Genomic DNA, 10,706 nt, shown 5'->3' on the forward strand with positions numbered 1-10,706 from the left:
GGAAGCAGGCGGCGAGCTGCGCATAATACCCGCACATTATGTTGAACGGACGAACGGCCAGCAACACACGACCAGAGAACACCACCGCTTAACGCTGGCCGGGCGGCCGTTTACCCCCGCGCACTCCGCTCCTGATGAAGGCAGATCGCCGCACGGACGCGGCGCTCTGCCGCACAGCGAACAACTCAGCTCACAGAGGGCTTACGGGCTGTCCGGTGGCTCTGGCGCTGCGTCCGGCTCCGGATTCTCCCGCTGCTCTGCCGGATGCGTACTGGCATGCACCGCCTGCAACGCCCGGATACTCACCTGCGTGTAGATTGGGGTTGATTCAACGCTCCGGTGGCCCAGCATCGCCTGTATCCATCTCAGGTCTCCGCCGTTCTCCAGCATCTGCGTTGCCATCGCGTGGCGGAACAGGTGGCAGCTGCCTTTGTCGATACCCGCCGCTCTCAGATACGGCACCACGGCCAGGGTGATACCGCTGGCCGTCAGGCCCGCCACGCCATCCATTGCCAGGAACAGCGCCTTACAGTCGGGAGCAGTGAGTACCTCCGGGCGTACCTGGCTGATATAGCGCTCCAGCCACCACAGCGCCCGCTCGCCCACCTGTATCACTCTGTCCTGCTTTCCCTTGCCCTGCACGATGGTCAGTATGCGCCGGCTGAAGTCCGCGCTGTATATCTCCAGTTTCTCCACCTCACCCCGCCGGATACCCGTTGACCACAGCAGCTCCAGCAGCGCCCGGTCACGGATACCCTGAAGCTTGGTCAGGTTGCACAGGTTCACGATGTCTTCAGCCTGCTCCACGCTCAGTATCGTCCGGGGCAGACGTTTCTCCAGCCGGGGCAGACGTTTCTCCAGCCGGGGCAGCTCCAGGTCGGCGGCGGGATTCGCCAGTATCAGCCCCTGTTTTGCCATCCAGGAGAACCACACCTGAAGTGGCTGTAGGGCGGTGCGCTGGGTGCGGCTGGAGAGCGGCTCCCCGTTGCTCTTGCGGTAGTGATACAGATGCCGCTGATAACTCTCCAGCACCGGCCTTGTTATCTCGCCTGCCAGATACAGCCCGCCCTCAGCCGACCACAGGATAAAACGGTAGCTGTGATACGTCTGTACCTTCAGCGTCGTCTCTGACCAGTAACGCTCCCGCCGCCACTTCACGAACCGCAGCAACAGGGCATGCAGGCTCTTCGGATGGGAGGCCGGGCCGACCGGCTGACGGTACACGTCATCGACGGTTAACAGGCGGTTACTGCGCGGGTTGCGGTTGGCCATGATGGCACTCCGTTGTCAGGGCGGGCGGCTAAGAAGAGGATTCAGATAACGAAGGCGAAGGCGGTAGCGGTGTTTTCTTTTTCTTTCGGATTACTGCATTTTTATCAGTCCCGACCGCTTCAGCCGATAAGCCTTCTGCTGTCTGGCCTGAAGCGGCTTTTTCACTATCCGACCAGTGACCGACCGAACCCCGACCAGGGGTCGACTGAGGTTTGCTTCTGTCCGACCGGTCAGCTTCAGACCCCGACCGGGACGCACTGCCTTTGTTACAGGTCGCTGGCGTTCCGGCTTCAGCCACCTCCAGCAGGCCGCACAGATGCGCCTCTTCACCGTCGCCGCCGTCCCACAGCAGCGCATATTCATACGTCAGCCCGCGCCGGAACAGTACCAGGTATTCCATTTCCAGCAGCCGCGCCAGATGGATTTTAAGCTGGGTGTCGCCCCATCCCAGCGAAGCGCGCACGTCCCGCCGGGTGAAGTGCAGTTCGTCCGGCTTCACCGCCTGTTTTCCGGCCCATACCTTCACCTGCTCCTTTAGAGGTGTTTTGCCGATCCTTTGATGATCATATGATCGGCCATGGTACGCCGCCCGTAGAGCTGCAACACCCGGCCACGGCTTTGCGGATCGTAACTCTCTGACCAGCCGGTAACCGGCACGATCAGGCAGCCCCGGAAGTGATCCTGACGGTTGGATTCACGTATCACGCCAAGCCCCTTCAGGCGCGTGCGTAACGCTTTGCCTTCCTTGCAATACGGCGACGGCAGCGCACCCGACACGCCGTGCGCACCCGCGAAGCCCAGCTTAAAGTGGCTGACCAGTTCAGGATGGTTCAGACCACGTTTCTCCAGCCTGGCCAGCGCATCAGGCGACTGAAGCAGGTTCTGGTGATAGAAGTCGGTGACCTGACGCAGCAGCGCCTGGCCATCATCATCCAGATCGGTCAGGGTCTGACGGGCAGGCGGCGAAGAAGGGGCGGGAACGGCGGTGGCTGAAGAAGGCGCAGAGGAAGGCAGTGAAGGAGAAGATCCGGCCAGCTCCCGCAGGCGTAACAGAGTCTGCGGATAAGTCAGCCGTTCGGTATGCAGCAGCCAGTCCAGCACCGAACCGGCGGCATTGCAACCGAAGCAGTGATACAGGTTTTTGGCCGGGCTGATGACGCATGACGGGGTTTTCTCGCGGTGGAACGGGCAGAGGGTGACGAAGTCTTTTCCCTGCCTGACCAGCTTCCGGCCCTGCGACTGCGCCATCTCCGCCAGTGACACATCGCGCTTCAGCTGCTCCAGCTCTTCCGGGATCATGCGTCCGTTGCCCATTCCTGCCTCCTGTAAAAACCCGTCAAGCCACTTTACATGTATTATATTAGTACCTACAATGTAACTATTGTCTAGTGAGCTTAACGGGAGGATTTACCATCATGGGAACTTTTTCATCATGGTTTTCTGATATGAGTTTTTCTACCCGACTTATCCAGCTACGCAAGCAACGGGGTCTGACCCAACAGGGGCTTGCCGATGCGGCTAATATTCACGTTCAGCAGGTCAAGCGCTATGAAGCGGGAACTTCTGAACCTTCAACTGAGGCGTTGCGTAAGCTCGCCAGAACATTTTCAGTTTCTACTGACTGGTTACTTTTTGAAGAGGGAGAACGAGGCCCGGACAGCGAGTTTTCGTTTTTATTTGAAGCCATCACCGAACTGCCAGAAGAAGAGCGAAGTATTATCAGGGAGATGCTGGAAGGGATGGTTATGAAGTATCAGACACGTAAGTGGCTGAGAAGTTAAGCGCAGATTTCAAATAGCGTGGTGAAGACGGGTAGCCCCCCGCCATCACCACTGACCACAACCAACTATCAAGGAGTTGATTATGGCTGAGACACATCATAAGCCAGAGACGGGTACGCACACAACCCGCTGTTATACCGTGGGTTATGTCAGTGACGCGAAGTATCAGCCAGTTCCGGCCATTACGCTGAAGGGCCACTGGCTGGAAGAGACGGGATTTGCGACGGGGACGCCGCTGGAAGTGAAGGTGCTGCCGGGTTGTCTGATACTGACAGCGAAGGAGTCGCAGCCGGAACCGCCCGCAGAGCCGGAGGTGGTGACCACGCTGAAGCAGGTCTGTAAGAAGCTCTCCGACCGTAAACAGCGGGAACTGATGGACGTGATTCAGGTTATGGCGAAGCCGCAGAGGCGAACTGCTGGCTGACCGGGGAGCAGGTAAAAAAAATCCCAGCCGTTGAGGGCTGGGATTCTTAGTTTATTAAGATGAAGTCTTCCGGTCTTTTCTTTCCTTTAACCAGATTTTTATCCAGATCCCGACACCCAGAATAAGGCCACCGACATATCCAGACTTGAAGAAAGATGCAAAAACATCACTCCAACTAAACGGGAAAAAACCTTGCTTAAAATAAATAATTGAGGATGCAAGAAGTTCAGATACAACATTTGCAATTAAAAACAAAATCAGGCAACTCAATATCAGTTTGATTAATATAAAAAGGTTATTTTTTAACATTAGCATTATCCTTTTTATCGAGATCATCTTTTACGGCATTGCCTGTTTGTTCGCTGATGTAGCCACCGAGAATCGCACCTTTTAAATCAGAGATGGCATCTTTTCCTAGTTTTGAGGTAGCCCCTTTTATTATTTCACCACCGATACCACCGACAACAGTACCCGCAGCAGCTCCAGCCATAGAGTTAACCGGGTTTTCTCCTTTAAACCCACTTCCAATTGCAGCACCACCCATATTGATAGGTGCTGAGGCTATGATACCTTTACCCGTTGTGGCTGCTGCTGTCACGCCGGCCATAATGGCATCTACATAGCTGAACGGATCATTTCCACTGAGCTGCACACCGGTATTAACTCCCACGCCAATAGCTGCATTAAGCGCCATTCCTTCTTTTATCGTGGTGCCTAACACGCTGCTACCAAATATCAGCGCAGAGTCCCCGATACTGGCATTCGATTTATGATAGCCCCAGGTATTCATTATTTTCTGAGCGCTGGCCATTGCCTCTGAGTCAGGATTCCGTTTGATATAATCCTGGCCTGAGAGCAGTCCTTTAACCAGCTCCTGCGATACAGCTGTGCCGTATTCCTTCTCCATCTCAGAAGCATACACCCGCAGATAACCCGCCAGCTCGGCCCGCTCTGTGCTGTTCATTTGCGACGGGTCGCGGGTGAACTTATCCACCAGGGCATCGCTGCGTTTATCAGCATTTTCCAGCTTAATCAGCTCATTCGCCGCCGCCAGCGATTTGTCACCCTGTTTGATTTTCTCCACGGCTTTGTCGAGTTTGTCGGAAGAGGTTGCACCAAGGAGGTTGTTGGTCACGGTGGTTTTTCCGGCCTGTGCTGCTGCCACAACATCAGCCGTGCCGTCTCCGGCCAGCCCGCCAGCCAGGCCCGCCGCCAGCGTCGCCAGTGCACTGACCGTCTGTTTCTCGGTCTCAGACAGTTCACTGACCGCTTTTCCATAGGCATTCATGGCTATCATTCCGGCCATTTCAGCCGTGGCCGCGCCTGCCGCACCAACCAGTGCACTGTTACCCTGAGCCGCTGCCAGTGCCGCGTTGACAGCAGCATGGGCGAGAACTTTTCCTGCATCATCCAGCCCGCTGCTGCCGATAACGTTGGCAATATAAGGCGCTGAACCTCCGGCTATCGCTTTCGCCAGGTCACCACCCGCCAGTCCCTGCACCGCAGCTGTCGCCGCCTGTATAGCCCGCTGAACCTTGCCGCCGGTGCCAAAATCGCTGTCATTAAACGCCTGATTGTAGAAGTTGGAGTAGACCTGGTCGTTGATATCTTTGTCCGTTGGCGTTTTGCCCGGATTGGCCTTCGTCCACTGGTCTTTGGCTGCCTGGCAATCTGCATCGCTGGCCGTAGCCATCTTCTCATTAGCGGCTTTCGTCGCTTCTATCTGGCCCTGCGTCCGTGCAATATCCCCGACCTGACTCCCTATCTCCCCTATCAGCTGGATGGGGATTGTTGCTAATTTCACTCAGTATCTGAAGGTGGCCTTTTGCGATCATTAAATTTATCTATCAGATTAAATACTATTGTGGCCAGTGTAATCGCAGAGCCTGCTATACACCCAAACACAAAAACCCTTTCTACATGGTAGGCAGAGGAAAAAAAGTATCCCTTTGTTAGATAAATAAACAATGCCCCTCCACCTATAAGGAGAAACCCCAGAACAATGCAAAAGATACATGAATATATAAACAGCTTAATATAGGCAATCATTCTCCTCTCTCCTTGTATTTTTCGGAAGAAGGTTGTGGGCTATTTACTGCATCTTTTACATATCCACCCAAAATTTCACTACCAAAGGAACCTGTCGCGTCAAATATAAATCCAGGTACTTCTTTACCAGTTAATGAATTTACAATGCCTGGTGCATATGCCCCAAACAGTCCACCGGCCCATGCTCCAGCCGCCGCCCCTCCAATAGATCCAGTATCCGGTCCATCGGTGAAAAATGCGCTGCCAGCCGCTATTCCGACGTTTTGTCCGATAGTCCTTCCCGGTGCCAGCATACCTGCTATGCCTGAACTGGCACTACTTTTCCAGTCCCAGCTTTTGTTCTCATTACCAGGCTTGCTCAGGTCAAACCACTGATAAGTCCCGTTCGCGATTTCCGCTATCGTGGCACCTGCCACGGCTTTTCCGATGCTTGCTGCCGGACCTAAATAAGCCGCTCCCGCAATCAGCACGCCATCCTTATAACCATCAACAATGACTTTGGTGATATTTGCGCCTTCCGGCGATACGGTCACCGCCCCGGAAGCCTACTCTGCCTCCGCCGTCCGCTGCCGTTCATCCTGCTGCTGCTCCAGACATAACAGCAGGCGACCGCACTCGCGCTTTATCACCGCGAGTTCACAGGCCAGCTCGGTCGCCGCCGTGCTCACGTAAGCCTGACGCTGCTTCGCGTGGTACATATCCAGCTGGTCGACGTGGAACGCGCCGGTACTTTCATCCAGCACCTGGACGTTGACCTTCATCACTTCCGCCAGGGTGTTTTTCTGCCAGCCGCGCACCCGCCACACGCGCGGCCCGGACTTAAGCAGCAGCTCGCCGGATGGCGTGGTTTCGCAGGCGATTGCAGCAGGCTGAAGAGTGAGCTGTGAGGCCGGTCGGGCGGCTAAGGAAGGGATGTTTTCATTGCTGCCGGTCACAGTTACAGATGTAACAACAGGGTCGCGTTGCATCAGAGAGACCGCGCTACCGGAGAGAGCCGCAGCTGCCATCCTGACCGACTGTTCCAGCGCCAGAGCCAGCGCCGCTTCAGGATTGCCGCTTTTCACCGCATAAGCGTTGGTGTCCAGCCCCTGCGGGAAGCGCACCCGCCAGGCTTCGATCCCCGCGCCAGCAAGCTGACCGGCCACCGCTTCAGCTCCCCGATCCCCGGCCTCGTCGCGGTCATAGGCGATGTACACCCGCTTCACACCGTGATACTGCAACGCCGCCAGATGGGACGTGGTGAAGCCGTTCACCCCGTAAGCGGCGATCACGTTGCGGTAACCGGCGCACCAGAAGGTCATGGCATCGATCAGCGCTTCGCACAGGATCACTTCTGAAGAGGCTTTCAGCGCCGCTTCGTTCCATACCCCGGCCAGTGCTGAAGGTAAGTAAAGATGCTTAGCCGATCCTTTGATGACCATGTGATCGGCAATGGTGCGCCGCCCGTAGAGCTGCAACACCCGGCCACGCGAGGCCGGATCGTAACTCTCAGACCAGCCCGTCACCGGCACGATCAGGCAGCCCCGGAAGTGATCCTGACGGTTAGATTCACGTATCACGCCCAGCGCTTTCAGGCGCGTGCGTAACGCTTTGCCTTCCTTGCAGTAGGGCGACGGCAGCGCCCCCGCCACACCGTGCGCACCCGCGAAGCCCAGCTTAAAGTGGCTGACCAGCCCGGGATGATTCAGGCCGCGTTTCTCCAGCCAGGCCAGTGCATCCGGGCTGTTCAGCAGGTTCTGGTGATAGAAGTTCACCACCTGGTTAAGCAGCGCCTGGCCGTCATCATCAAGGTCGGTGAGGGTCTGACGGGCAGGCGGCGAAGAAGGTGCGGGAACGGCGGCGGCTGGAGAAGACCCTGAACCCGCGAACTCACGCAGCCGCAGCACCGCCTTTGGCAGGGAGAAGCCCTCGGCCTTCATCATCCAGTCCACCACGGATCCCGCCGCACCACAGCCGAAGCAGTGATAGAGGTTTTTCTCCGGCGAGATAACGCAGGACGGGGTTTTCTCCTGGTGGAACGGACACAGCAGCACGAAGTCGCGCCCCTGCTTACGCAGCTTATGGCCCTGCGATTCAGCAACGGCCGCTAACGACACGGTGCGCTTTAGCTCGTCCAGTTCCTTCTGCGGGATGCGGGGCATATCACGGTCCTCTAAAAACGCGTCAAGACTCTGTTGTGCGCTATTTTAGTATCCGATATGCTACCTATGTCAAGCACACTTTATACGGAGGTTAAGATGACGGGATTGTTCTCTCACTGGTTGATGTCCATGAGCATTTCCACACGTTTAGCCGCTATCCGTAAGAGTAAAGGGCTGACCCAGCAGGCGCTGGCCGATGCTATCGGCCTGCACGTTACGCAGATTAAGCGTTATGAGGCTGGCACATCCCAGCCTTCTCTTGAAGCGATTAAGAAGATTGCACAGACCTTACGCGTTACCACTGACTCGCTGATTTTTGAAGACGGGGAACTGGCACCAGATGCCGATCTGGCGTTGCAGTTCCAGGCGATATCCGGCATGGCACCGGAACAACAGCAGGTTATCAAGCAGCTGCTGGAAGGGATGATTATCAAGTACGAAGCGGAACGATGGTCATCAAAGATGAAGGGATAACCGATAATTAGCGCGGTGATAACGGGAGGCAACCCGTTAACACCGCTGACCACAACTAACTGATTGGGAGTTAATTATGGCTGAACATGATACTAAGCCAGAAGCTGTCACAACTGAAGCGCCGGAACTAAAAAACCGGCGTTATACCGTGGGTTATATCCGGGATTCGAAGCATTTCCGGCCTTCGGCCAGTATTACGCTTAAAGGTGGCTGGCTGGAAGTGGCGGGATTTGCAACCGGGACGCCGGTTAACGTGCGGGTAATGAGTGGTTGTCTGGTGCTGACGGCGGAAGTACCGCCACCGGAGCCGGAGGTGATACAGACCCTGCGCCAGCTCTGCCCGAAGCTCTCAGCCCGTAAACAGCGGGAACTGATGGACGTGATTCAGGTCATGGCGAAGCCGCAGAAGCGGAGCGCTGGCTAACCAGATGACAGGAAAAATAATCCCAGCCGCATGGGCTGGGATTTCAGGGTTACTTGGACAAACTTTTTTTATCTTTTCGCTCTTGTAGTCGAGCTTTTATCCAGAGACCAACGCCAAGAGTTACGCCGATAACTAAACCTTTTTTAAGCGAGAGTAGGGTAGTTTCCTTCCAGTCAAATAACAAAGAACCGACTTTAAAATAAATCATCACTGAACCAATAAAGTTCGCTACAAAGCAAATACAAAAAAACACAAAAGAACAACGATAAATAAGAGTTACGAGTTCACATGTTTTATTTTTTTGCATCTTTTTGTTCCACTTTATCAAGAGTATCTTTTGTAATACCACCGACTATTTCACTTGCTGCTGAGCCATCAACAGCACCAATTACCTCAGCGGTGCCTTCTTTAGCTGCTGTAAATAATCCACCAGTAATGTACTTATCCGCTTTACTCCCTGCGACAGAGCCTATTCCTGCGCCAATAACCGAATTTACTGGGTTTTCTCCCTTAATCCCGCTACCAACCGCAGCTCCCCCCATGTTGATTACGGCTGAAGTCCCTATACCTTTACCCGTTGTAGCAGCCGAAGTTATCCCAGCCATAATCATATCGACATAACTGAACGGTTCTTTTCCGGCCAGTTGAGATACTGTATTAACGGTGGTTCCTATTGCAGCATTGATCGCAATAGTTTCTTTTATCGTGCTGCCAAGTACCGACCCACTAAAGGTTAAGGGTAAATCACCGATACTGGCATTCGATTTGTGATAACCCCAGGTATTCATGATGGTCTGCGCTTTCGACATCGCCTCTGAGTCAGGCGCACGTTTTATATAGTCCTGACCGGAGAGCAGCCCTTTCACCAGTTCCTGTGATACTGCCGGACCGTACTCCTTCTCCATCTCAGACGCATAAACGCGCAGATATCCCGCCAGTTCCGCCCGCTCGGTGCTGTTCATCTGCGACGGGTCTTTGGTGAATTTCGAGACCAGTGCATCACTGCGTTTATCGGCATTTTCCAGCTTTATCAGCTCATTTGCCGCCGCCAGTGACTTATCACCCTGTTTTATTTTCTCTACGGCTTTATCGAGTTTTTCCGAAGAGGTCGCGCCCAGGAAGTTATTCTCAACAACAACTTTATCCGGCACGCAGTCTGGCGACGAACCACCTTTTTCCCTGTGCTTTCCGTCAGTTACAGCCGCTTTTTCCTGCTGCATTTTGATGCCCGGAGATTTTTGCCCCGACGCACCTTTTTCCCCTGAACACGCTACCGCCCCGCCGTGGCTTAACGCCTGCACACGCGCATTTTAACACCCCTGTCCCGCCTGTCATTACCGGTTTTTACATCGCGGCGGGAGCCGGTTCACAGCTTGCTGTGGGCCGGGAACCGCCTGCCGGGCGCGGGCTGGCGAGGCCCGCAGGGAGCACCGCAGCCTGACCGGGCTTCATTTTTGCATGACCACTACACAGCTTCCCTGCTTAGCCGCCGTGGCACTGAAGGTTGAGGGAACACCAGCTTTGCGTGACCGCGCAGAACCGGGGCGGGTAGCGGAAGCTGGCTGGGGCGGGAACGAGTGACGCGCTGCCTTACCGCGCGGCATGAGCCGACGCAGACAGACGCAGCCGGGCGGGCATTAACTTCCTTAAGCGGAGGCCGCAGGCCGACCACCCTTGTTGTTGTTTGCTGAAGACGGGGAAGGTGCTGAAGTAAGGTCTGACAGACAGCACCGGCGCTGAACCGCCAGGGATGGCGGCACACCCGGTGCCCGACGCGGGGCGCACGACATAATGCATATTATGCGCATACGAGCGCTTTGCCCTGTGTTAAGCCTGGCTGACTACCTGAACGCGAGAGTGCGCATAATATCGGGCATTATGTTGAACGGACGAACGGCCAGCTGCCTGACCGCCAGAGAGCGCCGCCGCTCAGCGCTGGCCGGACGACCGTTTACCCCGCGCACACGGAACGCGATGAAGGCAGATCGCCGCAGGGACGCGGCGATCTGCCGTGCACGTAATAACCCAACTCACAGGGAACCGGCTAACTCAGCGAGCTGTCCGGCGGCTCTGCTGCTGCATCCTGCTCTGAGGTTTCCGGCTCACGCTGCTCTGCCGGATGCTGTCTCTTATACACATCT

11 protein-coding genes and 2 pseudogenes are annotated in these 10,706 nt (G+C 55.5%); 4 read left to right on the forward strand and 9 right to left on the reverse strand.

What is annotated here, in order from left to right:
• Window positions 1-201 precede the first annotated feature (201 nt).
• The 3 genes and pseudogenes from xerC to ACLRGG_RS13455 form a co-directional block, all read right to left on the reverse strand.
• On the reverse strand, window positions 202-1,272 hold the full coding sequence (gene xerC / locus ACLRGG_RS13445; protein WP_416250248.1) for a site-specific tyrosine recombinase XerC: 1,071 nt from the start codon (window positions 1,270-1,272) through the stop codon (window positions 202-204).
• A gap of 28 nt (window positions 1,273-1,300) precedes the next feature.
• Window positions 1,301-1,798: a hypothetical protein gene (locus ACLRGG_RS13450; protein ID WP_416250249.1), complete on the reverse strand. Its 498-nt coding sequence runs from the start codon at window positions 1,796-1,798 to the stop codon at window positions 1,301-1,303.
• Window positions 1,799-1,809: 11 nt separating this feature from the next.
• Window positions 1,810-2,586, reverse strand: a pseudogene (locus tag ACLRGG_RS13455) (CHC2 zinc finger domain-containing protein); the annotation flags it as partial.
• Window positions 2,587-2,717: 131 nt separating this feature from the next.
• Between ACLRGG_RS13455 and ACLRGG_RS13460 the strand changes: the two are divergent.
• Both ACLRGG_RS13460 and ACLRGG_RS13465 read left to right on the forward strand, forming a co-directional pair.
• The gene (locus tag ACLRGG_RS13460) at window positions 2,718-3,053 is read left to right on the forward strand and encodes a helix-turn-helix domain-containing protein (RefSeq protein WP_416250259.1); all 336 of its coding nucleotides are present in this window, start codon (window positions 2,718-2,720) and stop codon (window positions 3,051-3,053) included.
• 82 nt (window positions 3,054-3,135) lie between these two features.
• Entirely contained in the window at window positions 3,136-3,477 is a 342-nt protein-coding gene (locus tag ACLRGG_RS13465; protein WP_416250250.1) for a SymE family type I addiction module toxin, read from the forward strand.
• A 54-nt stretch (window positions 3,478-3,531) separates the two neighbouring features.
• Here the strand turns inward: ACLRGG_RS13465 and ACLRGG_RS13470 are convergent, their stop codons facing one another.
• The 4 genes and pseudogenes from ACLRGG_RS13470 to ACLRGG_RS13485 all read right to left on the reverse strand — a co-directional run bounded on the left by ACLRGG_RS13470 (window position 3,532) and on the right by ACLRGG_RS13485 (window position 7,667).
• The gene (locus ACLRGG_RS13470) at window positions 3,532-3,786 is read right to left on the reverse strand and encodes a hypothetical protein (RefSeq protein WP_416250251.1); all 255 of its coding nucleotides are present in this window, start codon (window positions 3,784-3,786) and stop codon (window positions 3,532-3,534) included.
• Window positions 3,773-5,257, reverse strand: a pseudogene (locus ACLRGG_RS13475) (VENN motif pre-toxin domain-containing protein); the annotation flags it as partial. The gene ACLRGG_RS13470 and the pseudogene ACLRGG_RS13475, both read right to left, overlap by 14 nt.
• 265 nt (window positions 5,258-5,522) lie before the next feature.
• Window positions 5,523-6,059, reverse strand: a complete 537-nt coding sequence (locus ACLRGG_RS13480) for an adhesin (RefSeq protein WP_416250253.1) — start codon at window positions 6,057-6,059, stop codon at window positions 5,523-5,525.
• Between the two features lie 12 nt (window positions 6,060-6,071).
• Entirely contained in the window at window positions 6,072-7,667 is a 1,596-nt protein-coding gene (locus ACLRGG_RS13485) for a CHC2 zinc finger domain-containing protein (protein ID WP_416250254.1), read from the reverse strand.
• A 129-nt stretch (window positions 7,668-7,796) separates the two neighbouring features.
• Between ACLRGG_RS13485 and ACLRGG_RS13490 the strand changes: the two genes are divergently transcribed.
• Window positions 7,797-8,141 (forward strand): helix-turn-helix domain-containing protein, encoded by a 345-nt coding sequence (locus tag ACLRGG_RS13490; protein ID WP_416250255.1) that lies wholly within the window; start codon window positions 7,797-7,799, stop codon window positions 8,139-8,141.
• 76 nt (window positions 8,142-8,217) lie between these two features.
• Complete coding sequence (locus ACLRGG_RS13495; protein WP_416250256.1) at window positions 8,218-8,565, forward strand: SymE family type I addiction module toxin; 348 nt, start codon at window positions 8,218-8,220, stop codon at window positions 8,563-8,565.
• Window positions 8,566-8,614: 49 nt separating this feature from the next.
• Here ACLRGG_RS13495 and ACLRGG_RS13500 read toward each other — a convergent pair whose 3' ends face one another.
• Complete coding sequence (locus ACLRGG_RS13500; protein WP_416250257.1) at window positions 8,615-8,872, reverse strand: hypothetical protein; 258 nt, start codon at window positions 8,870-8,872, stop codon at window positions 8,615-8,617.
• Complete coding sequence (locus tag ACLRGG_RS13505; RefSeq protein ID WP_416250258.1) at window positions 8,859-9,785, reverse strand: hypothetical protein; 927 nt, start codon at window positions 9,783-9,785, stop codon at window positions 8,859-8,861. Before ACLRGG_RS13505 ends, ACLRGG_RS13500 begins: the two co-directional genes overlap by 14 nt.
• Window positions 9,786-10,706 lie beyond the last annotated feature (921 nt).

Origin of the sequence: Erwinia sp. PPS120 (assembly GCF_047918655.1) — a bacterium.
GTDB lineage: Bacteria > Pseudomonadota > Gammaproteobacteria > Enterobacterales > Enterobacteriaceae > Erwinia > Erwinia tasmaniensis_A.